Origin of the sequence: Exiguobacterium sp. s123, from assembly GCF_018617075.1 — a bacterium.
Classification (GTDB): domain Bacteria; phylum Bacillota; class Bacilli; order Exiguobacteriales; family Exiguobacteriaceae; genus Exiguobacterium; species Exiguobacterium profundum.
On sequence record NZ_JACSJL010000001.1, the window covers coordinates 701,557 to 727,714 of the forward strand.

General features: G+C 49.2%; 28 protein-coding genes. 13 read left to right on the forward strand and 15 right to left on the reverse strand.

What is annotated here, in order from left to right:
* Positions 1–6: 6 nt before the first annotated feature.
* The 7 genes from KNO72_RS03600 to zapA form a co-directional block, all read right to left on the reverse strand.
* Positions 7–471, reverse strand: a complete 465-nt coding sequence (locus tag KNO72_RS03600) for a hypothetical protein (RefSeq protein ID WP_078146499.1) — start codon at positions 469–471, stop codon at positions 7–9.
* 30 nt (positions 472–501) lie between these two features.
* Positions 502–1,335 (reverse strand): EcsC family protein, encoded by an 834-nt coding sequence (locus KNO72_RS03605; protein ID WP_078146498.1) that lies wholly within the window; start codon positions 1,333–1,335, stop codon positions 502–504.
* Between the two features lie 255 nt (positions 1,336–1,590).
* Complete coding sequence (locus tag KNO72_RS03610) at positions 1,591–2,001, reverse strand: DUF350 domain-containing protein (RefSeq protein ID WP_078146497.1); 411 nt, start codon at positions 1,999–2,001, stop codon at positions 1,591–1,593.
* A 12-nt stretch (positions 2,002–2,013) separates the two neighbouring features.
* Positions 2,014–4,368, reverse strand: coding sequence for an endonuclease MutS2 (locus KNO72_RS03615; RefSeq protein ID WP_214757268.1), 2,355 nt, complete (start codon positions 4,366–4,368; stop codon positions 2,014–2,016).
* Positions 4,369–4,383: 15 nt separating this feature from the next.
* Positions 4,384–6,078, reverse strand: coding sequence for a DNA polymerase/3'-5' exonuclease PolX (polX, locus tag KNO72_RS03620; protein WP_214730720.1), 1,695 nt, complete (start codon positions 6,076–6,078; stop codon positions 4,384–4,386).
* 67 nt (positions 6,079–6,145) lie between these two features.
* Positions 6,146–6,682 (reverse strand): CvpA family protein, encoded by a 537-nt coding sequence (locus KNO72_RS03625; RefSeq protein WP_047795551.1) that lies wholly within the window; start codon positions 6,680–6,682, stop codon positions 6,146–6,148.
* Positions 6,683–6,690: 8 nt separating this feature from the next.
* Positions 6,691–6,912: a cell division protein ZapA gene (zapA, locus tag KNO72_RS03630; RefSeq protein WP_015881047.1), complete on the reverse strand. Its 222-nt coding sequence runs from the start codon at positions 6,910–6,912 to the stop codon at positions 6,691–6,693.
* A 217-nt stretch (positions 6,913–7,129) separates the two neighbouring features.
* Here zapA and KNO72_RS03635 point away from each other — a divergent pair, with 217 nt between their 5' ends.
* The 3 genes from KNO72_RS03635 (at position 7,130) to KNO72_RS03645 (ending at position 9,505) form a co-directional block, all read left to right on the forward strand.
* A complete protein-coding gene (locus KNO72_RS03635; RefSeq protein WP_251024810.1) occupies positions 7,130–8,338 on the forward strand; it encodes a dicarboxylate/amino acid:cation symporter in 1,209 nt (402 codons plus the stop codon).
* Positions 8,339–8,410: 72 nt separating this feature from the next.
* A complete protein-coding gene (locus tag KNO72_RS03640; RefSeq protein ID WP_214757270.1) occupies positions 8,411–9,256 on the forward strand; it encodes a GNAT family N-acetyltransferase in 846 nt (281 codons plus the stop codon).
* 42 nt (positions 9,257–9,298) lie between these two features.
* Positions 9,299–9,505, forward strand: a complete 207-nt coding sequence (locus KNO72_RS03645) for a hypothetical protein (RefSeq protein WP_214684821.1) — start codon at positions 9,299–9,301, stop codon at positions 9,503–9,505.
* A 31-nt stretch (positions 9,506–9,536) separates the two neighbouring features.
* Here the strand turns inward: KNO72_RS03645 and KNO72_RS03650 are convergent, their stop codons facing one another.
* Together KNO72_RS03650 and KNO72_RS03655 are read right to left on the reverse strand one after the other, a co-directional pair.
* Positions 9,537–10,832, reverse strand: a complete 1,296-nt coding sequence (locus KNO72_RS03650; RefSeq protein WP_214757272.1) for a murein hydrolase activator EnvC family protein — start codon at positions 10,830–10,832, stop codon at positions 9,537–9,539.
* 293 nt (positions 10,833–11,125) lie between these two features.
* Entirely contained in the window at positions 11,126–11,644 is a 519-nt protein-coding gene (locus KNO72_RS03655) for a VanZ family protein (RefSeq protein WP_214684825.1), read from the reverse strand.
* Between the two features lie 161 nt (positions 11,645–11,805).
* On the opposite strand from KNO72_RS03655, the gene KNO72_RS03660 reads away from it, so the two are divergent.
* The gene (locus KNO72_RS03660; protein ID WP_078146490.1) at positions 11,806–12,279 is read left to right on the forward strand and encodes a glutathione peroxidase; all 474 of its coding nucleotides are present in this window, start codon (positions 11,806–11,808) and stop codon (positions 12,277–12,279) included.
* 33 nt (positions 12,280–12,312) lie between these two features.
* Here the strand turns inward: KNO72_RS03660 and KNO72_RS03665 are convergent, their stop codons facing one another.
* Together KNO72_RS03665 and KNO72_RS03670 are read right to left on the reverse strand one after the other, a co-directional pair.
* Positions 12,313–13,227: a CAP domain-containing protein gene (locus KNO72_RS03665; protein ID WP_214684826.1), complete on the reverse strand. Its 915-nt coding sequence runs from the start codon at positions 13,225–13,227 to the stop codon at positions 12,313–12,315.
* Between the two features lie 13 nt (positions 13,228–13,240).
* Positions 13,241–13,693 (reverse strand): MarR family winged helix-turn-helix transcriptional regulator, encoded by a 453-nt coding sequence (locus KNO72_RS03670; RefSeq protein ID WP_159561931.1) that lies wholly within the window; start codon positions 13,691–13,693, stop codon positions 13,241–13,243.
* 117 nt (positions 13,694–13,810) lie between these two features.
* Between KNO72_RS03670 and KNO72_RS03675 the strand changes: the two genes are divergently transcribed.
* The 3 genes from KNO72_RS03675 (at position 13,811) to KNO72_RS03685 (ending at position 16,401) form a co-directional block, all read left to right on the forward strand.
* Positions 13,811–14,224: an organic hydroperoxide resistance protein gene (locus KNO72_RS03675; RefSeq protein ID WP_015881037.1), complete on the forward strand. Its 414-nt coding sequence runs from the start codon at positions 13,811–13,813 to the stop codon at positions 14,222–14,224.
* 92 nt (positions 14,225–14,316) lie between these two features.
* Positions 14,317–15,162, forward strand: a complete 846-nt coding sequence (locus KNO72_RS03680) for a metallophosphoesterase (RefSeq protein ID WP_214757275.1) — start codon at positions 14,317–14,319, stop codon at positions 15,160–15,162.
* 99 nt (positions 15,163–15,261) lie between these two features.
* Positions 15,262–16,401 carry a zinc-dependent alcohol dehydrogenase gene (locus tag KNO72_RS03685; RefSeq protein WP_047795560.1) on the forward strand — a complete coding sequence of 380 codons (1,140 nt, stop codon included), beginning with the start codon at positions 15,262–15,264 and terminating at the stop codon, positions 16,399–16,401.
* A gap of 41 nt (positions 16,402–16,442) precedes the next feature.
* Here KNO72_RS03685 and KNO72_RS03690 read toward each other — a convergent pair whose 3' ends face one another.
* From KNO72_RS03690 to abc-f, 3 genes are all read right to left on the reverse strand, one after another.
* On the reverse strand, positions 16,443–17,345 hold the full coding sequence (locus KNO72_RS03690; RefSeq protein ID WP_214757277.1) for a cation diffusion facilitator family transporter: 903 nt from the start codon (positions 17,343–17,345) through the stop codon (positions 16,443–16,445).
* Positions 17,346–17,456: 111 nt separating this feature from the next.
* Entirely contained in the window at positions 17,457–18,221 is a 765-nt protein-coding gene (locus KNO72_RS03695; protein ID WP_214757279.1) for a hypothetical protein, read from the reverse strand.
* An 11-nt stretch (positions 18,222–18,232) separates the two neighbouring features.
* Positions 18,233–19,930, reverse strand: a complete 1,698-nt coding sequence (gene abc-f / locus KNO72_RS03700) for a ribosomal protection-like ABC-F family protein (protein WP_214731770.1) — start codon at positions 19,928–19,930, stop codon at positions 18,233–18,235.
* A 367-nt stretch (positions 19,931–20,297) separates the two neighbouring features.
* On the opposite strand from abc-f, the gene KNO72_RS03705 reads away from it, so the two are divergent.
* From KNO72_RS03705 to KNO72_RS03715, 3 genes are all read left to right on the forward strand, one after another.
* Positions 20,298–21,203 (forward strand): MBL fold metallo-hydrolase, encoded by a 906-nt coding sequence (locus tag KNO72_RS03705; protein ID WP_240499792.1) that lies wholly within the window; start codon positions 20,298–20,300, stop codon positions 21,201–21,203.
* 61 nt (positions 21,204–21,264) lie between these two features.
* On the forward strand, positions 21,265–22,098 hold the full coding sequence (locus KNO72_RS03710; RefSeq protein WP_214731772.1) for an aldo/keto reductase: 834 nt from the start codon (positions 21,265–21,267) through the stop codon (positions 22,096–22,098).
* A 12-nt stretch (positions 22,099–22,110) separates the two neighbouring features.
* Positions 22,111–22,725 (forward strand): PH domain-containing protein, encoded by a 615-nt coding sequence (locus KNO72_RS03715; protein WP_015881030.1) that lies wholly within the window; start codon positions 22,111–22,113, stop codon positions 22,723–22,725.
* A gap of 42 nt (positions 22,726–22,767) precedes the next feature.
* Here KNO72_RS03715 and KNO72_RS03720 read toward each other — a convergent pair whose 3' ends face one another.
* A complete protein-coding gene (locus KNO72_RS03720; protein WP_078146481.1) occupies positions 22,768–23,286 on the reverse strand; it encodes a DUF1836 domain-containing protein in 519 nt (172 codons plus the stop codon).
* A 127-nt stretch (positions 23,287–23,413) separates the two neighbouring features.
* On the opposite strand from KNO72_RS03720, the gene trhA reads away from it, so the two are divergent.
* The 3 genes from trhA (at position 23,414) to KNO72_RS03735 (ending at position 26,156) form a co-directional block, all read left to right on the forward strand.
* Positions 23,414–24,058, forward strand: a complete 645-nt coding sequence (gene trhA, locus KNO72_RS03725) for a PAQR family membrane homeostasis protein TrhA (RefSeq protein ID WP_031421292.1) — start codon at positions 23,414–23,416, stop codon at positions 24,056–24,058.
* Positions 24,059–24,145: 87 nt separating this feature from the next.
* Entirely contained in the window at positions 24,146–24,841 is a 696-nt protein-coding gene (locus KNO72_RS03730; protein ID WP_214689284.1) for a DsbA family oxidoreductase, read from the forward strand.
* A gap of 97 nt (positions 24,842–24,938) precedes the next feature.
* Positions 24,939–26,156, forward strand: a complete 1,218-nt coding sequence (locus KNO72_RS03735; RefSeq protein ID WP_214689286.1) for an MFS transporter — start codon at positions 24,939–24,941, stop codon at positions 26,154–26,156.
* The last annotated feature ends 2 nt before the right edge of the window (positions 26,157–26,158 follow it).

Here is a 26,158-nt window from a genome sequence, read left to right on the forward strand (position 1 = left end):
TTGTTTTTATTCGGCTTCTTCTACGATTTCGACACGTACTCCTGTGCCCCCGACTTTTCCTAGGTTTTCTACGGTCGGGTCTTCATACGCCAACACATGAAATTCCTGTTCGATTGTACGGATGACGTAATGCGAGAGCGCACCACGGTTACGGTTCACCCGATCAATCGACATCCGTTCACTAGCGAATGACATCAGGCGCGATGCGGACAGTTTCACAATCGGATGCTCGTTCCATAATCCGTCTTCTTTCATTCCGTGCTCTTCTTGTGTCCCTAGAAAGACGGCATACTGTTCGAAGCGAACTCGGATGCGGTCGCGCTCGGCATCCCATGTGAGCAGCATCGTCGGATTCGCCGCTCCATAAAACGTCCACTCTAACGGGTAATACGCCTCATTCTTCATCTGAAACGATTCCATGTCGAGTACGTAGCGCTCGGTCGACATCAAGTAGTGTAAATCTAGTTTCATGAGATCCCCCCTTAAAAACACAACAACTTGTTATATGATTTCCCCTTCTTGACGTAAAATCTCTTCGATTTCTATGAATTCCCCTTCGATAATCTCAAGGTTCTCTCGTTTCACTTCTTCCACACTTTCAACAAACTCCGCTTCCGTCATGTTTACGCCTTCTTCAAGCGTATTCATGAGACGATTGCCCATCTTCGTCATCGATGAATACGTGATCCCTCCTGAGATGACACCACCTGCGAGTGGAATCATCTTCGAGATTCCTTTGGCGAACGTGTCTTTCGTCATCTTCACGCCAATCATCGCTGACATTTTCTTGATGATTGGATAATATACCGTTTTCATCAATGCTTTGTTCGGGATCTTTTTCAAAGCTTCTTTCGATAATTGTGCAGATAACGCTTTGATTGTAGCCGTCGCGCCACCCACTCCGAACATGACACCTAAAAAGAGAATCAATTCTCCATTCACCCGTTCGACATCTAGTTCCCCATCTTCCCAAAAATCATCGTATCCATACAAATACCCGATTTCTTGCGCCATACGGAGGGCGAAACCGAAGAATTGTGCTGTATCGGCCGGAATCGTTGCAGCAAGACCGATGCCTCCAGGTAGCCCGGCTGCAAACGATGCACTCGAACTTTTCATCGTCTGATTGGTAATATTTCGCTTCGCTACTTTTTTGATGACTGAAAGAGGGACCTTTGCTTCAAGCGGTCCCTTCTCGACAACCTCTGCCAACTGAGTCGCTGGCACGTACTTACTGAAACTTTGGGCTAAAAATTCTTTTCGATCTACTTTCACTCCAGGTAATTTCACTGCATTCGTCATCAAGACTTCAAACACTTCTGACCCGTTCGCCATGACCTACACCTCAACCTTCTTATGTATCTCGTTCCATAATCTAGTTTCAGTATATCGATTTCCTCACACGAATTGTAAAATATTTTCCTTTCGCCCATATTTATTATATTCAAGGTGCCTGAAATCAAAAAAAGGGAGCACCCAAACGGATTCTCCCTCTTCCCTCAATAAAACATATACCAGAGTGCCGCTGCCACTAAGAACATCCCGGCCCCGATGAACAAGATCTTTGCCAATCGTTCGTATACCATGTCTTCACCTCACCAATGCCGCGCCGACGACGAGGGAGACCCCAATCGACAGCAAGAATGCCAACAACCCGACGGCGATATTCCCTTGTTGAATCTCATCGTTCACCTTCAGTGTCGGTGTCAAAAATTCAAACAACCAGTATGTCGCGAGGAGCAAAATGAATCCGAAAGCACCCCCGACGAAGATGTCGATTGTGCTATCATGATGGTTCTCGACGACCCGAAAGATGTTGGCGAGACCGACAATCTTCCCGCCTGTCGCCAAGGCGACGGCAATATTTCCTTTTTGAATCTCACGCCAGTTGCTGTACGGCGTTGTCACCTCGAAGATGGCAAGACCGACGACAATCATCAGTCCCGCCATCGAATAGAGGCCGAACGACTCCAGCATAACGGCAAACGTAATCGTACCCATTCCCGACTCTCCTTACTTCAGTTCGACGACCGTGACACCGAGTCCACCTTCACCCATTCCTCCTGGGCGCTGGCTCTTCACGTGACGATGTCCTTTTAAAAATTCTTGTGTCGCCTGACGCATCGCTCCGGTACCTAATCCGTGGATGATGCGGACGTTATCATAGCCCGACACGAGTGCTTCATCGATATACTTGTCTAGACGCATGAGTCCCTCTTCGACACGAACGCCACGGAGGTCGAGCTCGGACTTCGTCGAGCTCTGACGTTTGAGCGAGCTGCCTTTTGACTGAAGCGACTTCTCTTTCGATGGACCGATCTTCTGAAGGTCGTCCGCTTTAACATTCACTTTCATGATGCCAACTTGGACGTTATACTCATTGTCGTTGATTTGTTTCACGATGTAGCCTTTTTGATTGAACGTCGTCACTTTCACTTCTTCGCCCTTACTGAACGTACGTTTCTGCTGGGCTTTTTGTTTCACTTTTTGAATCTTTTTCTCTTGAAGCGTCGGTTTTGCCGATTCGAGCTCTTTCTTCGCCGCGATAATCTCGTGCTCTTTGACGATTCCTTGCTCACGTAGCTTCTTCAAGCGGTCGATGACTTCGTTCGCTTGACGCTTCGCCTGTTCGACGGCCTTCTCGGCTTTCGCCTCGGCCGCTCTATACAAGTTGTCGCGTTCGCGCTCAAATTCGGTCAACTTCGCTTCGAATTCGGCCTGCTCTTCTTCAAAGTCATGGCGCTTGACGATGAGCTCTTGCTCGAGCTGCTCGGCGCGTTGCTTCGCTGCTTCAAGCTCATTGATCATCGATTCGACTGACTCGGCATCACTACCGACGTGGCTACGTGCCTTGTCGATGACTTGCTCAGACAGTCCGAGACGACGACTGATCTCGAAGGCGTTCGAGCGACCCGGTACGCCAATCAAGAGACGGTACGTTGGGCTGAGCGATTCGATATCAAACTCCATCGAGGCGTTCATGACACCTTCGCGGTTATAAGCGTAAGCCTTTAGTTCCGAGTAGTGCGTCGTCGCAGCGACACGTGCCCCGCGGCGTTTCACTTCATCGAGAATCGCGATGGCGAGGGCGGCCCCTTCTTGCGGGTCCGTTCCGGCACCGAGCTCATCGAAGAGGACGAGTGACATGAAGTCGATTTTGTCGAGCATGCCGACGATGTTTGTCATATGCGAGCTGAACGTCGAGAGACTCTGTTCAATCGATTGCTCATCCCCGATATCGGCATAGACCGCGTCAAACACGGAAAGCTCTGTCCCGAACTCTGCCGGCACGTAGAGACCTGATTGCACCATCAACTGAAGGAGTCCAATCGTCTTCAACGTGACGGTTTTCCCGCCGGTGTTTGGTCCGGTGATGACGAGTGACGTGTAATCTTCGCCGAGCTCGACCGTAATCGGTACGACCTCATCTTTCGGGATGAACGGATGACGTGCCTGTTTCAACTTGATTTCTCGATTGTCGTTCAACTTTGGCTCGGTCGCTTTCATCTCTTGTCCAAATGCGACTTTCGCAAAGATAAAGTCTAGTTCGGCCAACACGTCGAGGTTCGTCATGATGGCATCATGGACCCCACCGACCTCGTTCGAGAGAGCACTTAAAATCCGTTCGATTTCAGCACGTTCTTTCAGACGAACTTCTTGAATCTCGTTATTGATGGAGACGATGGCCTGCGGCTCAATGAAGAGTGTCTGACCAGAAGCCGACTGGTCATGGACGATTCCACCGAACGCTTGACGGTACTCTTGTTTGACCGGTACAACATAGCGATCATTTCGGATTGTGACGATGGCGTCCGAGAGCATCTTCGCATTGTTGCGGAGGATGTTGTCGATACGTGACCGGACACTCCCTTCAAAGCTCCGGAGCTGTGTCCGAAGTCCACGGAGTTGTGGACTCGCGGAATCTTGGACCGTCCCTTGGTCGTCAATCGCATGACGAATCGCCTGTTCGACCTCGATGAGCTTCGTCAACTTGTCCGCATACTCGTCAAGACGTGGAATGCGAATCTCTTCGTTATCCTCGTGAAGCTTCTCGAAGAAGTTTTTCACTTGGCGTCCGCCATACATGACGGCAGCGACAGCGAGTAATTCGCTCGTCGAGAGGACCGAGCCGATTGCGGCCCGTTTCACTTCCGCGCGGACATCCGTAAGCCCACCGAGCGGCAGACGGTCACGGAGACGAACGACCTCGGTCGCCTCTTTCGTCACGTTCAAATTCGAGAGCACCCGGTCGTATGAGTAGTCGGGTTGCATCTTCAGCGCCAAATCTTTTCCGAGCGAGCTCGCCGCGTGACTGGCAAGCTGTTGGCGCAATTTTTCATATTCTAATACGCGTAACGCGTGGTCCATCTAGCATGTTCCTTTCTATCGCTTCGCTGCAAAGAACGCCTTGGCGTCTTCAAATGTGAAGCAGTTGATAATATCCGATGGTTCGAGATAGGCTTTCCGTGCGTGCAACACACCGAGGGCCATGTCTTCCATCATATCTGGGTGATGCGTGTCCGTGTTGATCATCACTTTGACGCCCGCCGCCTTCGCCTTCTTGAGCGTAGAGGCTGTCAGGTCGAGGCGGTTCGGGTTGGCATTCAACTCGAGCGCCGTCCCTGTCTCTTTGGCGAGTGCGATCAACTTGTCCTCGTCGATCGGATAGCCGTCCCGACGACCGATGAGTCGACCTGTCGGATGGGCGATTACGTTGACGTACGGAGAACGACAGGCGTTCTCGAGACGTGCCATGATCTCGTCGACCGATTGGTCCATCTTCGAATGGATGGAGGCGACGACGTAATCGAGCGTCTCTAGAAACTCGGGTTCATAGTCGAGCGTCCCGTCAGGACGGATGTCCATCTCAACGCCTCGTAACACGTTCATATCATGTGTCTTCGCGGCCTCGCGGATTTCTTCCCCTTGTGCTTCGAGCCGTTCCTCGGTCAAGCCATTGACGAACGTCAAATACTTCCCGTGGTCGGTGATGGCCATCCATTCATAGCCGCGATCTTTCATCGCCACGACAATTTCGTCGACGGTCAACTTCCCGTCCGACCAGACCGTGTGCATGTGCGCGTCAGCCTTGATGTCCTCGAGCGTGACGAGCTTCGATAAGTCGTGCTCGAACTCAGCATGCCCCTCCCGAAGTTCAGGCGGGATGAATGGGAGACCGTACCGTTCGAACAATTCTTCTTCTGTTTTTGGTTGCCACAATCCGTCTGCTGTCTCGACCCCATATTCGGAAATGGACTCTCCTTTTGCTTTCGCGAGTTGACGCATGCGGACGTTGTGGTCTTTCGAACCCGTGAAATGGTGAAGCGTCGCAGCGAACGCGCCTGGCTCGACCATACGGAAATCGACCGATACCATCTCTTCACGTTCGAGGACGAGCGAGACTTTCGTCTCGCCTGCCGCAATCACTTCGTTGATGAACGGCAAAGCGAGCAGCTTCTCACGTAGCTCAATCGGCTCCTCGGTCGCGATGATGAAGTCAAGGTCTTTACACGTCTCTTCGGCACGGCGGAAGCTTCCTCCGACCGAATGACGCAACACGAGCGTCTCCTTCTCTAACACCTCATTGATTTCTTCAACGATTGGTCGCATGACTGCATAAGCCAATCGTTCTGGACGTGATTCGAGGTTCTTCGCGGCTGCGAGTAATTTCTCCACACTCTTCGCCCCGAAACCGGGTAATGATGCAGCCGTCCCATCTTCGAGTACACGGATGAGCGACTCCAAGTCGACGACACCGATTTCACGGAGTTTAGCAAGTTTCTTCCCGCCGAGCCCTTGAATTTTCAAGAGCTTCATCAAACCGAACGGAATCTCTTCTTGCAGTGCTTCAAGTACTTCACTGCGTCCTGTGTCTCGATACTCTTCAAGGACTGCAGCCGTCCCTTTCCCGATTCCTGAGATGGACGTCAAGTCGTCGATGTCCTCGAGTTCAAGGTCCGTGTTCTCTAGCGCTGTCGCCGCCTTGCGGAACGCATTGATTTTAAACGGGTTCTCCCCTTTGATCTCCATATATTGCGCGATTTTTTCGAGCAACATCATCGCTTCTACTTTATTCATATGCTTCCCCCTCTTCACACAGAAAAGACCGAGACACAAGCACTAGCTTGCATTCCGGCCTGTCGTGTCACAACATCTTATTTGAAAACCAATCCGATAGATATGGCGTGTCTTGAATGATATATGTCGCTAGCGACGAGTTGTCGACGGCGTTTTGAACGCTCGCCATCGGCACGAACGCGATCACCCAAAGGATGAAGAATGTGATGACATATGCCTCGAAGAATCCTAGGACAGCTCCGATCACACCTTTTAATTGGCGCAAAATGGGCAAGTCCGTCAAGAAGTCGAGCATCGCCAAGATGAGATGCAAGACGAGTTTCGTAATGAGGAACAAGACGACGAACCAAAAGACGTTATAAAATGTCATCTCAATCCCTGAAAGGGAATTGAGGTCCAACACGCCACCCGGGAGCGTTCCGTCGAGCTGAGACGGATACGGGATCCACAGCTTGAACGCTTCGGCTAACTCTTTATAGTACGTATTGGCGACGAGAAAACTGATTATGAGCGCGACCCAATGGCCGAGCTGTAGAATCGCGCCACGACGGAAGCCGTTGACGATTCCGATAAACAAGAAAAACAGTATAAGTAGCGTAACCATGGATTGATTTATTCTCCCATATTTCGTTTAGTTTTGACGTGGTCGCTCGCGATTTGAATCGCAGCCAAGACCGCTGCCTGACGAGCATCTAGATGAGGGGATTGTTCACGAATTTCGCGGATCTTACTGTCGACCAAAAAGCCTACTTCCCTCACGTGGTCAGCGGGTTCTTCGCTTACGATCGTATAGTCTTGACCCGCAATGTGAATCGTTGTTCGTTGTAACTGCACGCGCACCCCTCCTTTACGTCTGTCAGAATTAATCATAACATCGTTTTTATATTAGGAAAAGGAGAAGCCCCTTCCCTTGATATGTACAACATTTTCTAATACCCTTCTAAACAGTTGTCAAACGTCTTTCTTTAGAAAAATTGTAAGAGAAGGTGGCAACATTCCGTAAAATGTGCGAAAATATCAACTATTCAAACAAACAGAAAGGGTGATTGATTTGAAATTACGTATTGGCCTCTTAGGTCGCATCATCATCGCGATCGCTTTCGGTATTTTACTCGGGAGCATCGTACCAGAAAGTCAGAACTGGATTGTTCGGACGTTCGTGACGTTCAACACGGTCTTCGGGCAGTTCTTAGGCTTCGCTATTCCATTGATTATTCTTGCTTTTATCATCCCGGGTATCGGGGAACTTGGAAAAGGAGCAGGAAAGCTGGTCGGACTCACAGCACTCATCGCTTACGCATCAACCATCATCGCCGGAACATTAGCATACTTTGCAACAAGCAACTTGTTCCCGCAAATTTTGACACGGTCGACGACAGGAGCAGAAAATCCAGAAGAAGCCTTGTTGAAAGGGTTCATGGAATTTGAGATTCCACCTGTATTCGGTGTTATGACCGCACTTATCTTAGCTTTCGTCATCGGAATCGGGATTGCCGCGATCGAAAGCAAACGGTCACTCGACCTCGCCATGGATTTCCGCGATATCATCGAACTCTTAATCAGTAAAGTCATTATTCCATTACTTCCAATCCACATCGCCGGAATTTTCATGAACATGACGTACGCTGGTCAAGTCGCTGAGATCCTATCGGTCTTCTCGCTCGTCTTCGTCACAATCATCGTCCTTCATTTGACGATGCTCATGATTCAATATTCAATCGCAGGTGGTCTTAACAAAGAGAATCCGTTCAAGTTGCTCAAGACGATGATGCCGGCTTACTTCACAGCCATCGGGACGCAATCATCGGCCGCGACGATTCCAGTCACGCTTCGCCAAGCGAAGTTGAACAACACGGACGAAGGTGTCGCGAACTTCGTCATCCCGCTCTCGGCAACGATCCACTTGTCAGGGTCGACGATCACACTCACATCGGTCGGTGTCGCGCTCATGTACTTGAATGGCATGGCGTTATCCTACGCAATCATGCTTCCATTCATCCTCGCACTCGGTGTGACGATGATTGCAGCACCAGGTGTACCAGGCGGGGCCGTCATGGCATCGCTCGGATTGTTCGGCTCGATCCTCGGATTCGACGCGACGATGCAAAGTTTGGTCATCGCACTCTACTTGGCACAAGATAGCTTCGGGACAGCAACAAACGTCACGGGTGACGGTGCCATCGCGAAAATCATTCATTACTTCAAACACAACACAAAACTTCTCGACAACACGTCGTCGAAACAAGAAAATATCGCATAATGAACGACTCATAAACGGGCAAGCCATCAGGTTTGTCCGTTTTTGTCTACATATAATAAAGGAGAGAACCATATGGAATGGATTGAATGGAAAGACCCTAATCACTTCTCAGACCGCGTCATGACGGCATTACTCGACGAGGAGGCAAAGAATAGCCTCATGATTGGCGTCTTGAGTAACGTCAAACAAGGAATCTATGAAACGTTTCATCAGTTCACAGTCGAAGAGGACGGGGAGCTTCTCGCCATCCTCCAAGTGACACCACCGCATCCACTTCACTATATCGTCGTGAAGACGGAGCGCTCGGACCTTCTCCCGTCTTTCATCATCCCCCACCTTTTGAAAGAAGCAGTCCCCTTCGCGGAAGTCGTCTCGGAACGACAGCAAGCGGAACGTTTCGGGAAAGTATGGCAGGAGTTGACGTCTGGGTCGAGTGAGATGTTCATGTCCCAAGGTCTTTATCGCCTCGACAGCGTGGAAGACATCGACATGGCAAAAGGCCACATGCGAGAAGCGACGAAGGCCGACCAGGCACAGCTCGAAGCTTGGTATAGTGCCTTCGAAGCCGAATCAGGTCTCCGATCATCTCCACCAGAGAAGGTGACGAAGGCTGTACAGACGATGCTCGACAGGGAAGAGGCTGTCTTTTGGGAAGTCGACGGACAGGTCGTCTCGTGTGCGAAACGCGCACGTCCAACTGAGAACGGGATCACCGTTTCATTTGTCTACACATCACCTGATGCACGTGGTAGAGGTTACGCGCGAAGTCTCGTTGCAGACCTTAGCCGCCAATTACTTGAGACGAAATCGTTCTGTGTCCTCTATACCGACTTGACGAACCCGACATCGAACAAAATCTATCGGGAAGTCGGTTACCGACAAATCATGGACTCTGCTTGGGTCCGACTCGCTAGATGAAACACATCGCCTCCCCTATACTAATAGAGGAGGCGATTTTTCATGAACAGATTATTCGGTTGGTGGCTCCGTATCCCCCGACAGATCCGATTGACCGCTTTGACACTTGTCACGCTCGCGATACTCGGCTATATGGTGTTCCTTGGAGGCCGGAGCATGCTCGATGACCCAAACTTCGAAACGCTATGGCTCAGTGTCATCGGTGCCTCCCTTTTGACGTTCATCGTCTATAGGGCAACAAAAAAGTGATCGACGCGTTCGTCGATCACTGTCTTTGTGTTTAGAAGAATGATGCTGGGTTAACTGTGCTTCCCGCGCTCGATGAAGAGTACGAATAGCCGCCACGGTGAATCTCGAAGTGAAGGTGTGAACCTGTCGAGTTCCCTGTGCTACCCATGCCGCCAAGGTTTTGTCCTTGTGACACGCGTTGACCCGCAGAAACGGATACCGAGCTCATGTGAGCGTATACTGTCGTCCATACTTGCCCGTTGATCACGTGTGCAATCATAACATGGTTTCCGTATGCGCCACCCCAACCTGCACGGAGGACCGTACCTGTTTGTGCTGCATAGATCGGTGTACCGACTGGACCTGCGATATCAAGAGCGTTGTGGAACGAGTAGCCGTTCGCTCCGCTTGCTGGACCCCATCCTTGTGTGAGGCGACCGCTTGCTGGACGTTGGAACATGCCACCGCTTGCTGGTGCAGACGCTACCGGTGCTGTTGAAGCACTTGAACCGCTATTCGAGCTTGAACCTTGTTGTTTTTTCGCCGCAGCAGTTGCTGCCGCTGCACGACGTGCTTCTTCTTCAGCACGACGTTGCGCTTCGATTTCTGCTTGAATCGCTTGTTCTTGAGCTTTGAGCGTATCTTCCATCTCTTGAAGGCTCATGAGTTTTGATTCGAACTTCACTTTTTCAGCTTCGAGTTTCTTGATTTTCGCAGCACGCTCTTTCATTTTTTGATCGAGCTCTTTCTGACGTTTTTCAAGTTCTTCTTTTTGCTTCACGAGTGAGTCGCGCTCCGCTTTCAAATCAGCTTGCGCTTTCGCGAGTTTTTCTTTCGTTGCTTCGTATTCTTCGAAGATCTGTTGGTCGTTCTCTTGAATCGTACCAGCTGTGATCATACGTGTGATCAAATCACCGAAGTCTTTAGAACCGAAGATGAACTCAGCCCAGTTGACTGACGAGCCACCATTCTTTTGCATCGTCGCCATACGATCTTTCATAAGATCTTCTTGGGCTTTCATTTTCGCTTCGTACTTTTTAATTTGTGCTTGAAGCTTTTTAATTTTTTCTTCAGTGGCACGAATCTCAGCTTTTTTCTGAGCGACATCGTTGATGACGTCTTGGAGTTCAGCATCTAACTTGTTGATCTCTTGCTGCTCTTTGCTGATGGCTTGCTCACGTGATTGAATCGAAGAGTTTGCTTTCGACTGTTCACTGCTATTCTTTTGTCGTTGTTCTTGTACTTTCTTCTGCTTCTCTGTAAGTGAGGCTGCATAAGTCGGTGACGTTCCGCCGATCAAGAGTGCGCCTAGAGTGACTGTAGCTGCAAATTTTTTCAAGTTATACACTGTGCTTCCCTCCGCTGATTCCCGTGTAGTTTTTATCTATAGTCGTAAAGTATTTTTTACAAGATAAGTCGCGACATTTCGTTCGCTCTGTGACTCATTATAGCAATCTAAACCAAAATTTATTTTACACTTATATTTCATTCGTATGACATTGACCTAATTTAGGTTTTATCCTTTAAAAAACGTGGGTATAGACGATATTTTGTTTGGTTTGTTGTCACAAAATAGCTTTAAAAAGAAAAAAAGCACTTCAAGAAAGCGCTTTTCACATAGTAACCTATTCATTTTTTTGACTACCTTAAGGCTACATAACCGGCCCGTTTGCTATTTTTCCGTTTCGAACGAAGGAATAACAACCCACCGAACAAGATGACACCTGCGGCAGCACCCGTACTATCCAAAAGGACATCTTCTAACAGCGCGGTCCGTTCAGGAGTCAAACTCTGATGATACTCATCAAAGATCGCCACCGTGTTCGCGAGTGCCCAAGCGAAGAGTACGTTCAGTCCCGCATGAAGATTCGTTCTCGAGATGGCCTTCACGAATAAGGCACCGAGAACGAAGAACGTGACGACATGTGCCGTCTTCCGCATAAAGAACTCAATCAATCCTGCCGTCCCTAACGTATCAAGTGAGATTTCCTTTCCTGCGTAGTCGAACTGTACGTTCGCGAGCGTCGGTTCGATCCAGCTCCAATTGAATCGCTCGAGTGGCGAAACGATAGACTGGTCCGAGTAAGGCGTCGCACTTGATAAAAAGAGTCCGATTAAAATAAGCGCAATCCATATAAATTCATTTTTTAAAAATCGCATAACACCGTTCCTTTCTACAACGTTTTTCATTATACGGATTCTTTCTTCGGAATGATGTAACAGCGACATCATGATTTCATAACAATTTGATTGCACGCAACGCGTTCAAGTTCGAGTCTGTCCCCTTCTCTTGGTATACTACAGAAAAAGGGGGAATCACCATGATTTATGATTTTGAAGCAGTAGACATGAAAGGACAATTGCAACCGTTAGCTACATATAAAGGCGACGTCTTACTTATCGTCAACACGGCGAGCAAATGTGGGTTCACGCCACAGCTCGAAGGTCTCGAGTCACTTTACAACACATATAAGGGACAGGGTCTACAGGTCTTAGGCTTCCCGTGCAACCAGTTCGGTCATCAAGACCCGGGTTCCAATGAAGAAATCCAGGAGTTCTGTCAACTGAATTACGGGGTATCGTTCCCGATGTTCGCGAAAGTCGACGTGAACGGCAAGGATGCCCACCCACTCTTCACCTATCTCTCAAAAGAAGCACCCGGGCTTCTCGGGTCGAAGGCGATCAAATGGAACTTCACGAAGTTTTTAGTCGACCGTGATGGAAACGTCATCGAACGCTTCTCGCCACAGACAACACCGGCTGAGATTGAGGATGCGGTGAAAAAACTCATTTAATATCGAAAAGGATGGCTCCGAAGAGTCATCCTTTTAACGTGGAGTGATGAAATTGATTGTGTAGAACGGACTGTCTTCTTCATTGTAAGCAAGCCCGACGGCAGCATGGGTGAATCGTGGCTGCATGATGTTCTCACGATGCCCTTTCGAGTTCATGAGTCCCCAATGCGCATGGAACACGCTCATCTGTCCCATGGCCAAGTTTTCGCCGGCCATCGAATATGAAAGTCCCGCTTCGTCCATTCGATCGAACGGGTCCTGTCCTTCTGGGTCTGTATGGCTAAAGAAATCGCTTTCAGCCATGTTTTGACTATGTGCCCGCACGACCGGATAGAGCGGTTCATAGTCGGCTAAAGCGTTCAATTCAAACTTTTCACGGTCCCAATTCATGAGGATGCGCATCAACTGCTCATTGGCGACTGTTCCCTCTTTCGACAAATCACCATAGTACCCCTCACTCGCCTCTTCGACACGGCGGTCGACCGATAAGATCCCTTTCAAGAGGTCGTCGTCATGCTGGTCAAAAAAGAAAGTGACATACTGTCCGTCGATTGCGAAAACGGAAAACGATGGATCGTCCGGAATCAAGTATCGATTCAATCCCTTATTATACGAAGTCACCGCCTCGAAGCCGATGTCCTCGACTTGATCACGGGTCGTTTCATTCAGTACAAGACCTCGATACGTGCTACCTGTCTCGAACTGATAGAATCCTTTTTTCGCACCGTCCTCATCAATCAGTTCAAGTCCGCGGTCACCGCCACGTTCGACCAAATACCAGTCATGCCCGGCATACTGACTTGCGAACTTTGGCGCGTCTGTCGCTCGTTCGGTCGCCACCTCAGACTCCACCTGAATGCTCGTCGGGGCAGAGACGTTCGGCATCTCATATTGCCAAGCCATATAGAGTCCAATCCCCATCAAGAGGATGATCAATTTTCGAAACATGGCTCCTCCTTCCTTACTGCTCGCGCTGACGCTCCCCGAAATCGTGTAGTCTCGTCTTGATATCGGTGAGCATCTCCATGTATGCGACATACGTCGCTTCGTCTATATTCAGCATACCACTTACTTGTAACGGCACATTCGCCGCCTGCTCACGCAACGCGCTACCGCTTTCGGTCAAACGAACGATGATTTTTCGTTCGTCGTCCGTCGCACGACTTTTCTCCACATAGCCGATTTGGATGAGCCGTTTGACGAGCGGCGACAATGTCCCAGAGTCGAGCGTCAACCGCGATCCGAGTTGTCGCAAATCGATTCCATCCTCTTCCCATAAGACAAGCATCACGAGATATTGACTATACGTCAGGTTTAGCGGTGCTAAAATTGGGCGATATAACCGGGTAAGCTCTTTTGAGGCGGTATACAATTGAAAACAGATTTGATGTTCTAACTTTAACGATTGGTCCATACGTAATCCTCCGTACTCTTCTTTAGCCAAGCATATCACTTGCGAAACTTTTTGACTGCTCTATAATTTAAATTGTGCACAACTTAATTGTTAAAAATGAAATGGAGGAATTCAATCATGAAATCACTATTCACAGCATCAGCAACAGCAATCGGTGGCCGCGAAGGTCATGTGAAATCAACAGATGGCGTCATCGACATGAACGTCTCGATGCCTGGCGCGAAACACGTAGACGGTGCGACAAACCCGGAACAACTTTTCGCAGCTGGCTATGCGGCTTGCTTCGGTAGTGCCCTCAACCTCATCATCGGAAAAGAACGTGTGAAGACAGACGGTTCAAGCGTCACAGGTCACGTCACATTAAACCAAAACGATGAAGGGTTCTTCATTTCAGTCGAACTTGAAGTCGAAATCAAAGGTGTCGACCAAGCGACAGCAGAGCGCCTTGTCGAAGAAGCACACCAAGTGTGCCCTTATTCAAAAGCGACTCGCGGAAATGTCGACGTCAAATTGACAGCGAAAGCTGCATAACATTCATCCCGCTCTCTTGAGCGGGATTTTTTTTGCTTAACCCTGCCTATCAGAGTAAGATAGAGACACGATTAAGGAAGGAGGGAGCACTGATGAAGAAACATAAATCAACTCTTCTTTTTGTTGCACTCGGCATTTTGTTGTTCACGGCGACGTACAATGGGTTGACCGTCCGGACGTATGACGTGACGTCCGATAAACTGTCAGCAGACGAGTCTCTCCGCATCGTGCTCCTCTCCGACTTACACAGCGCTTCATACGGTTATAAACAGTCGATTTTGATCGACCAGGTTCGTGCACAGAAACCGGATCTCATCGCTTTACCGGGCGATTTACTCGACCGGTATCGTTCACCTGAACCCGCCTTCGAACTAATCGAAGGGCTTGAAGGAATTGCGCCGATGTATTTCGTGACCGGCAACCATGAAATCGATGGATCGGATGACTATGTCCGTCACAATGTGAAAGACGTGTTTCGCTCATACGGTGTCAACGTTCTCGAAGACGAATGGGAGACGGTCACCATCAATGGAATCGACCTCGTCATCGGCGGGCTAGAAGATCCTCTTCGTGGGTTCAGAGAAAATATTTATACGGATTGGGATGCGGAGTCGACTGCGGCGATACAGGACATCGCCCCCGATGAGACGTTCAAGGTACTTCTTTCGCACCGTGCCGAACAAGTCGATACGTATGCTAAACTTCCATTCGACCTCGTCTTGTCCGGACATGCTCATGGCGGGCAAGTGAGAATCCCTTATTTGATGAACGGATTATTCGCACCTGACCAAGGATTCTTTCCTGAATACGCAGGCGGACTCTATGAGCATGAGACATTCACCCATGTGATTGGACGGGGATTCAATTACAGCTTCAACATTCCACGTATTTACAATCCACCAGAAATTGTCGTGATCGATGTGAATGGTCAAAGATAGTCATCATCGAGTTCCAATATTTAGTTCACCTTTTTTAAAAGAAGGGTATACAAGCTATGTTGCCATTTACTTGTCTTTAAAAAAGGAGGAATGAATTATATGCGCGCAGTAACTTATCAAGGAACTAAGAAGATTGAAGTAAAGGACGTTAGAGATCCCGAAATCGAAAATCGGGAAGAAATCATTGTAAAAATTACATCGACAGCTATTTGTGGATCAGATCTTCATATCTATCAAGGGAATATGCCTACTCGCCCTGGTTTTATTATTGGACATGAGCCTATGGGAATTGTTGAAGAGACTGGACCTGATGTAACTAAAGTGAAAAAGGGTGATCGGGTCGTCCTTCCATTCAATGTATCATGTGGTCACTGCTTTTATTGTGAAAATGAGATGGAGAGTCAGTGCGATAACTCTAACCACGCCCCTCACACTGATGCTGGTGGTTTATTTGGATATACTGAACAGTTTGGAAATCATCCCGGTGGTCAAGCAGAGTTTCTAAAGGTTCCATACGGTAATTTCATGCCGCTTGTCATCCCCGAATCATGTGAGCTTGAAGATGAGGCACTTCTCTTTTTATCTGATGTTATTCCAACAGCATGGTGGAGTTTAGATAATGCTGGCATGAAAGCTGGAGATACGGTAGTGGTTCTCGGATCAGGTCCTGTGGGGTTAATGACTCAAAAATTAGCTTGGGTACGTGGGGCTAAACGGGTTATTGCTGTAGATCCCGAACTCTATCGACTAAATCGGGCAAAACTATCAAATAAAGTAGAAACAATTCTTTTAAAAGATCCAACTGAGACAGGAAAATATATCTATGAGATTACTAATGGCGGGGCAGATGTTGTTATCGACTGTGTGGGTATTGATGGAAAAAAATCTTCAATTGAAAAGATAGAACAAAAACTTATGATCCAAGGCGGTACACTAAGCGCAATCAAAGTAGCAAAAGAAGCGGTTCGTAAATTTGGGGTCGTTCAACTTACCGGGGTATACCCAATGAATTACAATCAGTTTCCGATGGGAGATTTTTTCACCCGAAATGTTACTTTGAAAACAGGACAAGCACCTGTTATTCATTACATGCCTGAGTTATTTCAAATGATCATAGATCAAAAATTTGACCCTACTGACATTATCACGCATCGTTTATCTCTTGAACATGCTGCTGATGCCTATCACTTATTCAATGAGCATTTAGATGACTGCGTAAAAGTAGTATTGAAGCCTTAGTAAAAGGGAGTTCAGTCCAAACTGAACTCCCTTACTCTTCACTACCAGATGATTCGTTCTTCACAACATTGTCGTTCCCGTTCAATCTGGACCGTCGAACGTTCGAACGTCCCGTATTTCCGGATTCGTTCCGTCACTTGTCTCAAGACGTCTTGATCATCCGTCTCTTCTCCAATCAACACGTGACACGTCGCTGCATGCTCGCTCGACGAGATGGACCAGACATGCAAGTCGTGCACTTCTTTCACCCCTTCAACTTTAGCAATCTCTTCTTGCATCGCCCGGACGTCAATCTGTTCCGGCGACCCTTCCATCAAGATATGAATCGCGTCACGCGTCACACGATAACCGCTGATTAAAATCAAAATCGCAACAAAGGCGCTCGCGACCGGGTCCGCCCACGTCCATCCGAACAACATGATGAGGATTGCTGCCGTGATGGCTCCGACCGAGCCGAGCAAATCTCCGAATACGTGCAACAACGCACTCTTCACGTTCAAATTGTCTTTCTCCCCGCGCATTAAAATCCAGGCGGCAAGGATGTTGACGAGCAGCCCGATAATGGCGACGACAAGCATCCCACTACTTAGAATTTCTGGTGGCGCGCTGATTCGTTGGTATGCCTCGACAAGGATATAGATCGAGATGACGAGCAGTGTCAGCCCGTTAATGAATGCCGCTAAAATCTCGAAACGTCGATACCCGAACGTCCGGTTCGGTGTCGCCGCTTTCGCCCCAAATCGAACAGCGAGGAAACTGAGTCCTAACGCCGCCGCATCTCCTAGCATATGCCCCGCATCCGATAATAGCGCCAAACTGTTCGTCCATAGTCCGCCGATCACTTCGACGACCATGAACGCCGCAATCAAGAGAAAGGCGAGTAAGAGCGCCCGCTGATTCGTCGAATGATGGTGATGGTGGTCGTGATCATGATGATGTCCCATAACTGATTCCTCCTTCTACTGTTTATCTTATTCCATTTTAACCAAACATTCAAACGTTCATTTGAATGAAAAACAATAAAAAAACGGGAGAATGAATTCTCCCGCTTTGTCTCATTTTTGCTCCAGACGGACACGCATGACGCCGTTATAAGGGAACAGTTTCAATTGGAGCGTCTCGCCCTCGAACCAAATTCCGGTCGCTTGTTCGCGAGTCGGTTGTAAGTCTGGCGTCGCGGTTGCTTGTTTGTCCCAATCAACGGCCCGTACTTTTTGGTCCCGGACCATGAGGAAGAATCCATCATAGAAATGATACTCGTTCACTTGGTCACGTTGAACGGCAGAAGGACTGCCAAGCTCCGCACGGACAGTTTCGAGATCTTTCCCAATCCAGTCAAGGACGGACTCCGAAGCGTTTGGGACGACTTGTTGCCAAGCGGCAATCACCTCGTCATCCGATAAAGCTGTCGCCTCTGTCGTCACACTTTCTTCTGTGACCCAGCCGGTCAACCGCTCGTTCAACTGAACTTTCACAAATCCACTTACCGTCTCCAACCGTTCAAATCGATCACCCAAGTCGGCTTCATAAACGACCGTGACCCGGTCATCCGCGTATACTTTCGTATACGGTTGCCCGATATAAATCTTATCTGCCGATTCCGTCTCAGCATCAGCATCAGCCGGTTGTTCCGACTCGGAGTCGACCATTTCCGTGGCAATCTCATCCGATTCCGGTAAAGCCGAGTCCTGTTTCTTGTCAATCAGTGCCGCGAACGCGATGATCCCGACCAAGGCGAGCATTAATGCCAATGCCGTCGTGATACGGAACACGCGTTTACGCTTCCGCGTCGTCGCACGCGACAATCTTCCTCCATTCATGTTCTTCACTCCTACTCGATTCGATTCATTTCACTCGTTTCGTCAAATGGTAGGAGGTTTCCTGCTTCATCAAAAAATTTCAATTCATCTTTTGTCAATTCGTCCATCGTTCTGACCATTTGTTCGACATCGACCGGTTCATCGCGCTCATCGTTCTCACGTATGACAATGTGCTCTCCTAATTCAATCGTGCGCGAAGTCAGACGATGAAAGTAGCGGTCGTGGGAAATCAACAATAATCCACCCGGATAGACGGACAACGCCGCCTCGATTTGTTCGCGTGTCGCCACATCTAAATAGTTCGTCGGTTCATCTAATGCCAACAGATGGGCATCCGAGAAGTACAAGATGAGAAACGCGATTCGACACTTTTCTCCCATGCTCGCCTCGGTAATCGGTCGGTGCACTTCATCTCGCCGGAACAAGAAGTGAGCGAGCAACGTCCGCGCCTCCGTCTCTCCGATCTCACTATTGGCGAGTAACGCCTCAAGTAACGTTCCGGTCTCCGGGAGACGCTCGAGCGTTTGAGAGAAATATCCGATCTTCAGACGAGGATGTCGCTTGATCACGCCCGAGTGTGGTAATCGTTCACCGATCAGCACGTTTAATAACGTCGTCTTTCCGCTTCCGTTCGGTCCGGTAATCGAGATCCGCTCTCCTTTATTCATCGAGAAGGAAAACGGTTCATAGAACGGCTTGTCGTATCCAAACGTCACATCCTCACACGTCAGCCACGTTTTCGCTTCGAGCTCATCCGCCGCAAAACGGACGGAGATGGATTTCTCCTCTTTTGGTTTTTGTGGACGATTGTCTTCGAGCTGCCTTAACTTCTGTTCTCTTGCCTTCATTTTGACGGCGAGATTGGCCGCTCCTTTTTGCGCTCCCGGACTGCGGACACTCGCTGTCGCTTTCGCCTTTAAGTGCCACCCTTTATATTGGGCAATCATCTCGAGAAGTTCTGCCTTTCGGTTCTCGTATCGAGCATGTGCTCGCTCGTCACGCACGCGTTCTTCTTCTTTTTGATGTTTATACGCCGTATAGTTTCCCTGATATCGAGTGACTAGTCCGCCTGACAGTTCAAGAATGGTCGTTGCGACATCATCCATTAGTTGACGGTCGTGTGAGATGATGAGCACCGTCCCCTTAAACTGATTCAACCACTTCGTGAGCCAGTCGATCGACTCGAGATCCAGATGGTTCGTCGGTTCGTCGAGCAGGACGAGGTCCACCCGCTTCATCGTCAGTGTTGAGAGCTGAGCTCGCGTCTTCTCGCCTCCACTTAGCTCGTTAATGTTTCGGAAGAGGTGCTCCTCCAGCCCAAGTCGAGTCAATGCTCTTGTCGCCTCTTGTTCCAAGTTGTACACATCGAGTGCGAGCGCCCGTTCATAGGACCGCATGACACGCATCTCGTCACCAGAAGAAACATCTTCATAGAGCGCATATCGTTCTGGATCACTGCGCATCGTCCACTCAAGTACGGTCATGTCTGTCGATTCGATGGTCTGTCGGACGAGTCCGACCTCGCCAAGACATTCAATCTTCCCGGCTTGCGGGGTCAACTCCCCGGTCATGAGTCGGAAGAGCGTCGTCTTCCCACTCCCGTTCAATCCGAATAATACGGCACGCTCTCCAGCCGCGACCTCGAACGAGACCGCGTCAAATAATGGTTTCCGGTCATAGTCAAACCGGACTTGTTTTACTGCTAACATCTGTTTCACCTCGCTTATGAATCCGATACGCGATGAAACAAAAAACACCATCCGCTTCAAAGCGGTGGTGTGAAGGAATCCGTTCAAAGAGGAAAACGAGCGCTTCCCGTATTTGAAAAAATGGACACACTTCACCCGTGACTGTTCAAGCGAACAATGATGATTCGTCTCATCGTTGGAGTGAACGTGTATTTTTCATAGCACGGTGTACCTCTCTTTCCTAAGTTACTGCCACCTTATCAAATTGAAAGCGGATCCGCAAGAGTGTACCCCACAATCTCCCATTTTTTCTACTCCTTTAGGCGGATGCGGTGCATCTGTCCTCGCGATATGATGACAGTATATTCGAACAGTGAGGTGATGCATGATGCGTCGACGCATTCTCGTTCCGAGTGCCGTCTTGGCGAGCGTCGGAACGTTTCTCTATACACGATTCAAACGACAGCTCCCCCGTCCGCGCTTTAAATGGCCGGAACGTCCAGAACTGACAACCATTGATGAGACGCATGTGCAGGCGACGTGGATCGGGCATTCGACGGTCCTCATTCATTGGTATGGGCTCAAGATTTTAACGGACCCCGTCTTCTCAAAACGAATCGGTGTCCATCTCGGACCGCTGACAGTCGGCATGAAACGTCACACCGCTCCGGCCCTCTCCATTGAGGAGGTCGGCCCGGTCGATGTCATCCTACTCAGCCATGCCCATATGGACCACTTTGACCATAAAAGTTTGAAGCGACTCATCACTCGCGAGACGATTGTCGTCTCTGCTCCTGGGACGAGCCGCCTGTTGCGCCGATACCCGAGTCTGCAGACGCTCGAACTGCATCCACATGACAAAGTGACACTTGCGAACGGGCTCGATGTCCGCGCCATTCCCGTCAAGCATTGGGGCAACCGTTTCCCGTGGGACAAACATATGGGGTACAACGGATACCTGCTCAAATACAAAGGGATTCGTATGCTCTTCGCAGGAGACACGGCCTATACCGACTCCTTCAAAGGACTCGCTGACCGTGAACCGATCGACCTCGCCTTCTTCCCAATCGGTGCCTATCAACCGGACTCGTTCCAGGAAGCACACTGTACTCCGGAACAGGCTTGGATGATGTACAAAGAGAGCGGAGCGAAGCGTTTCTTCCCGATGCATTGGGATACGTTCGTCCTTTCTTATGAGCCTGTCGAGGAACCGTATCATCGTCTCGTCGCGGCCGCAAAACTCGACCGTGACCAAATTGTGATCAAGGCGCACGGGGAAAGCATCCGTCTGTAGTTTTTACTTTCCCTTCATCCAAAATTTCGGTAACGTTATAGACGAGAGGGAGGGATTTTTTATGGAATGGACGACGTTGAATAATAACGTCAAGATGCCGATGCTCGGGCTCGGTGTCTATAAGGTCGAAGATGGCGCAGTGACGGTCGATACGGTCAAAGCTGCGCTCGATGCAGACTATCGATTGATCGATACGGCTGCGATTTATCAAAATGAAGAGAGTGTCGGACAAGCGCTTCGTGAAGCAGGCATCCCACGAGAGGACGTCTTTGTGACGACAAAGCTTTGGAACGAGTTCCACGGATTCGACGAGGCGCTCCAAGCGTTTCAGGATAGCTTAAATCGGCTCGGACTCGAGTATGTCGACTTGTTCCTCATCCACTGGCCGATGCCTCGTTTCGGTAAATTCGTCGAAACGTACAAAGCACTCGAACAGCTGTATGAAGAAGGACGCGTCCGAGCAATCGGCGTCTCGAACTTTGAGATCGAGCATTTGGAACAAATCATTCAATCTTGCTCGATCGTCCCGGCCGTGAACCAGGTCGAGATCCATCCATATTTGTCTCAGAAAGAACTGATTGCATTCTGCAAGCGATATGACATCCAAATTCAAGCGTGGAGTCCACTCATGAAAGGACGCGAAGCGCTCGAAGATGAGACGATTGTCAAGGTTGCGAACGCTCACGGCAAGTCACCGGCTCAAGTCATCTTGCGTTGGCATTTACAGAACGGAGTCGCCGTCATTCCAAAATCGGTCACACCGAGTCGAATCAAAGAAAACATACAGGTATTCGACTTCACGTTGACGAAAGAAGAGATGGCGGCCATCGATGCGCTCAATCGTGACGAGCGGACCGGGTCCGACCCGAAAGAGATGCATAAAATCCATTACTGAGGAGTGAATGACATGTTCAAAAAACTGGCTTCTGATTTGACTGGCTTCAGCGACATCGGTGAGGTGATCGACCCGTCCGATTTTGATAAGGCGGACTCGGATGATTATGTCCTCCATGAGGATAACGAAAAGATCTATTTCTTGATCAAATCAAAATCGGATGAATACTGCTTTACAAACTTAGGTATGATTCACCTTGATGGAACGAGTGCGATGAGTTCGAAACGAGTGCTATATCGTTACCCTTACGCACACTATCCGATTAAGCACGTCATGTTCGAGACGGCCGGCACCGTCGACCTCGATGTCGAAGTCAAATTCACAATCGGCGACAAGCCATACTCAATCGATATCAACAAGAAACAAATCGAGCACGTGAAAGATTTGTACAAGGCACTCCTCGCGATTGAAGAGATTCAGCGGGAAGGCCGTCGCATGATGGAGTATGCGAACACATCACTGACTCACTCCGTCTCGATCTTGAGCGGACTTCGTGAAGGTGACATGAACGTGCCGAACACGTTCAAGGAATTGAACGAGCAATCGTTCGATTGGCTACAACGCCACTATCATGAATGGAACCGTAAAGACTTCGGTACGGTTTACGAGAAATACATCAATAACTAAAACAACTCCTCCGCAGACGATTTGTCTTCGGAGGAGTTGTTTTTAGTTCTCATCGATCAATTGCTCGGCCAACCGCTGATACAAGTGGCTCATATGAACGGCAGATGCGATGGCGAGCGTTCGCTTGACATCGCTCTCTTTTTCGAGCGATGTACTTAATAGCGTGTCCGCCTGGGCTTCGAACGCTTCTAGATTCTTCACTTTCTGAGCCTGATAGGCCTCGTAGAAGTCTTCAAGTGAGAACGTCTCATCCGACTCGTTCAACGGTCGGAGCGTCTCCTTAATATCACTGATCGACAAGAGACCTTTCATCTCATAAATCAAACTGAGTAACATCAGATGTTCATTTGTATACTTTTTATTTTTGACGGGATGAAACAACTTGCCCTTGGCATAGTTGTTGATCATCGTCTTCGTCAAAATGGTCTCCTTCTCGTTTCGCTTCATCTTCCCATAATGCTGCTCGAACAGCTGGATGACCTGATCCATGTATAAATTGATGGTCGGCAGCACATCCCGCGGGAGTGTGCCTTCCGTTTCGGTAATGTCCTTCGCTTTCATCTACCTCACCTCACTTCCTAAGTATAAAGAAAACTTCCATTTGTCGAAAGGTACACCTTGCTGTTTGTTCCTCTTCAGCATATCATGTAGTTATCGATACTACATGATGTGATAAGGAGTGTTTTACATGCATTCGATTTTCCGTGAACCCATCAACGCACTGACGCATCTTGCCGGTGCGGTACTGGCTTTCATCGCCCTCATCGCGATGGTCGTCAAAGCCTCGTTACTCGGCTCGCCGCTTGCCATTATGGCCGCGATTCTATTCGGGATCAGCCTCGTCTTTCTTTACTTATCGTCAGGTCTTTACCATAGCATCATCGCCTCACCGAACGTCATCGCTTTCTTCCGGAGAATCGATCATGCGATGATTTACGCATTGATTGCGGGTACATACGCACCGCTCACGTTACTCGCGCTCGAAGGACCGACGCGGTGGGTCCTCTTCGGTACCGTACACGCACTCGCCTTGTTCGGCATTATCTTCAAACTCGTTTGGTTCCATGCCCCGCGTTTCTTGTCGACCGCGCTCTATATCGGGATGGGCTGGCTGTCCGTCTTTTTTATCGGACCGCTCCATGACGTAATCGGCAACGCCGGTATCTTCTGGCTCGTCCTCGGTGGCGTCATGTATACCATTGGTGGACTCATTTACGGGTTCAAGCCAAAATTCGTCAACTGGCGAGGCTGGGGCTTCCATGAGGTGTTCCATCTGTTCATCTTGTTCGGAAGCTTCGCCCACTTCGTCTGTGTGTTTTGGTACGTCTTTTAAGTCCTCCTCGTGGAGGGCTTTTTTCATGAGCCGTTTCCTGTACTTTGAATTCAAGATTTCCTACACTAAGGACAGGAGGGATTCATCATGAAAATTGAAGTATGGTCAGATTATGTCTGCCCGTTTTGTTATATCGGTAAGCGTCGTCTAGAAGAGGCGCTCGAACAGTTCCCACAGGCAGACCAAGTGGAAGTCGAATTCAAGAGTTTCGAACTCGACCCGAACGCCCCGACGAATGATTCACGTACCATCTATGAGGCACTCGCAACGAAATATCGGATGCCGATCGAACAGGCAAAAGGAACGACTGCACAAGTCGCCGCTCAGGCCCGCGAAGTCGGACTCGATTACGATTTTGAGAACATGGTCGTGACGGGTACGCTCGACTCGCATCGTTTGACGCATTACGCGAAAACGGTCGGGAAAGAAAAAGAATTGTCGGAAGCGTTGCTTCAGGCGTATTTTGTCGACGCGAAACACATCGGGAATCACGATGTGCTACTTGAAATCGCGACAAGCGTCGGACTCGAACGTGACGCCGTGCGTGACGTCTTGACGACTGACGTGTATACGGAAGACGTCCGTGCCGAAGAGAAACGCGCAAGCGACCTCGGCATCACGGGTGTCCCGTTCTTCGTATTCGACAACAAATATGGGGTGTCTGGTGCTCAGCCGACGGAAGCGTTCACGCAAGTGCTCGAAAAAGTCTGGTCTGAGAACAATCCGACGATCCAAGTCCTTTCGAACGGCGCGACGTGCACCGACGACAACTGTGATATTTGATTGATGAAGAAGCCGACGTTTGGCTTCTTTTTTGTGGCTAAATGAATCATTCTCAAGCATAATTATTATCAACAGATAAGAATCGAGGAATACATCTATGTGGAAAAATCGGAACGTCTGGATCATCTTGACGGGCGAATTCGTCGCCGGTCTTGGTCTATGGCTCGGCATCATCGGGAACTTGGAATTTATGCAAGACCGCGTCCCCTCTGACTTTGTGAAGGCGGTCATTCTCGCCATCGGCTTACTTGCCGGGGTCGCCATCGGTCCGCTCGCGGGTCGCTTGACCGACCAAGGTTCTAAGAAAAAAATCATGCTCATCTCGAGCATCGTCCGGGCGCTCAGCGTGATTTTCATGTTCGTCGCCATCGAGACGAATTCGGTCGTGTGGATGGTCATCTTCTTGATTATCTTACAGGGATCGGCCGCTTTTTATTTCCCTGCCCTTCAGGCAGCGATTCCGCTCATCGTGAAAGAACGGGAACTTCTTGCCTTGAACGGCGTTCATATGAATGTGTCTACCTTGTCGCGTGTCATCGGGACGGCGATTGCAGGTGTCCTTTTGACACTGATCTCGCTCCGTAACGTCTACGCGCTCTCGCTCGTCGCCTACCTGTTGCTAGCGGTGGCGACGCTCTTCTTGAAACTCGATGAGACGAAAACGCCCTCGGCGAAAAAGGTCGATGCGAAAGCGTCGAGCGGTTTCAAAGACGTCTTCCCAATCATCAAATCGATTCCCGTCATCTTCATGACGCTCGTCATGACGCTCATCCCACTCCTCTTCCTCGGAGGGTTCAACTTGCTCGTCATCAATATCAGTGAGCTGCAGGATTCGACGGCGATTAAAGGATGGATTTATACGGCAGAAGGACTCGCCTTCATGACAGGTGCCTTTATGATTAAACGGATCGGAGAAAAATTCTCGGCGTTCTCGATTTTATTCTCGTTCTCGTTTTTAATCGGTGTCGCCCAACTGATGCTCTATTTTGCGGACATCCCGTTCATGTCCATTGCTGCGTTCGTTCTCTTCGGCTTCTCGGTCGGATGCTTCTTCCCGACGGCGGTCACGATTTTCCAGACACGGATGCCAAAAGAATATCACGGTCGTTTCTTCTCGTTCCGAAACATGCTCGACCGGATTATCTTCCAAGTCGTCCTTCTCGTGACAGGATTCTTCCTCGACTTGATTGGACTTCAGCTCATGGTCGTCTTGTTCGGAATCAGTTCGATCGCGATGACCGGCGCATTTCTTGTATACACGAGAAAGCATCAATTGCATATCGAGGAAGATTCCACAGAGAAGATGTCTTCCTAACA

Coding starts and splice junctions, on each gene's coding strand:
- KNO72_RS03600 (WP_078146499.1), bottom strand. CDS start 471: ATGAAACTAGATTTACACTACTTGATGTCGACCGAGCGCTACGTACTC.
- KNO72_RS03615 (WP_214757268.1), bottom strand. CDS start 4,368: ATGGACCACGCGTTACGCGTATTAGAATATGAAAAATTGCGCCAACAG.
- KNO72_RS03675 (WP_015881037.1), top strand. CDS start 13,811: ATGAAATCACTATTCACAGCATCAGCAACAGCAATCGGTGGCCGCGAA.
- KNO72_RS03670 (WP_159561931.1), bottom strand. CDS start 13,693: ATGGACCAATCGTTAAAGTTAGAACATCAAATCTGTTTTCAATTGTAT.
- KNO72_RS03730 (WP_214689284.1), top strand. CDS start 24,146: ATGAAAATTGAAGTATGGTCAGATTATGTCTGCCCGTTTTGTTATATC.
- KNO72_RS03605 (WP_078146498.1), bottom strand. CDS start 1,335: ATGGCGAACGGGTCAGAAGTGTTTGAAGTCTTGATGACGAATGCAGTG.
- KNO72_RS03655 (WP_214684825.1), bottom strand. CDS start 11,644: ATGCGATTTTTAAAAAATGAATTTATATGGATTGCGCTTATTTTAATC.
- KNO72_RS03645 (WP_214684821.1), top strand. CDS start 9,299: ATGAACAGATTATTCGGTTGGTGGCTCCGTATCCCCCGACAGATCCGA.
- KNO72_RS03705 (WP_240499792.1), top strand. CDS start 20,298: ATGCGTCGACGCATTCTCGTTCCGAGTGCCGTCTTGGCGAGCGTCGGA.
- KNO72_RS03710 (WP_214731772.1), top strand. CDS start 21,265: ATGGAATGGACGACGTTGAATAATAACGTCAAGATGCCGATGCTCGGG.
- KNO72_RS03690 (WP_214757277.1), bottom strand. CDS start 17,345: ATGGGACATCATCATGATCACGACCACCATCACCATCATTCGACGAAT.
- abc-f (WP_214731770.1), bottom strand. CDS start 19,930: ATGTTAGCAGTAAAACAAGTCCGGTTTGACTATGACCGGAAACCATTA.
- KNO72_RS03660 (WP_078146490.1), top strand. CDS start 11,806: ATGATTTATGATTTTGAAGCAGTAGACATGAAAGGACAATTGCAACCG.
- polX (WP_214730720.1), bottom strand. CDS start 6,078: ATGAATAAAGTAGAAGCGATGATGTTGCTCGAAAAAATCGCGCAATAT.
- KNO72_RS03720 (WP_078146481.1), bottom strand. CDS start 23,286: ATGAAAGCGAAGGACATTACCGAAACGGAAGGCACACTCCCGCGGGAT.
- KNO72_RS03610 (WP_078146497.1), bottom strand. CDS start 2,001: ATGGGTACGATTACGTTTGCCGTTATGCTGGAGTCGTTCGGCCTCTAT.
- KNO72_RS03665 (WP_214684826.1), bottom strand. CDS start 13,227: ATGTTTCGAAAATTGATCATCCTCTTGATGGGGATTGGACTCTATATG.
- KNO72_RS03735 (WP_214689286.1), top strand. CDS start 24,939: ATGTGGAAAAATCGGAACGTCTGGATCATCTTGACGGGCGAATTCGTC.
- KNO72_RS03680 (WP_214757275.1), top strand. CDS start 14,317: ATGAAGAAACATAAATCAACTCTTCTTTTTGTTGCACTCGGCATTTTG.
- KNO72_RS03640 (WP_214757270.1), top strand. CDS start 8,411: ATGGAATGGATTGAATGGAAAGACCCTAATCACTTCTCAGACCGCGTC.
- KNO72_RS03685 (WP_047795560.1), top strand. CDS start 15,262: ATGCGCGCAGTAACTTATCAAGGAACTAAGAAGATTGAAGTAAAGGAC.
- KNO72_RS03695 (WP_214757279.1), bottom strand. CDS start 18,221: ATGAATGGAGGAAGATTGTCGCGTGCGACGACGCGGAAGCGTAAACGC.
- KNO72_RS03715 (WP_015881030.1), top strand. CDS start 22,111: ATGTTCAAAAAACTGGCTTCTGATTTGACTGGCTTCAGCGACATCGGT.
- KNO72_RS03625 (WP_047795551.1), bottom strand. CDS start 6,682: ATGGTTACGCTACTTATACTGTTTTTCTTGTTTATCGGAATCGTCAAC.
- trhA (WP_031421292.1), top strand. CDS start 23,414: ATGCATTCGATTTTCCGTGAACCCATCAACGCACTGACGCATCTTGCC.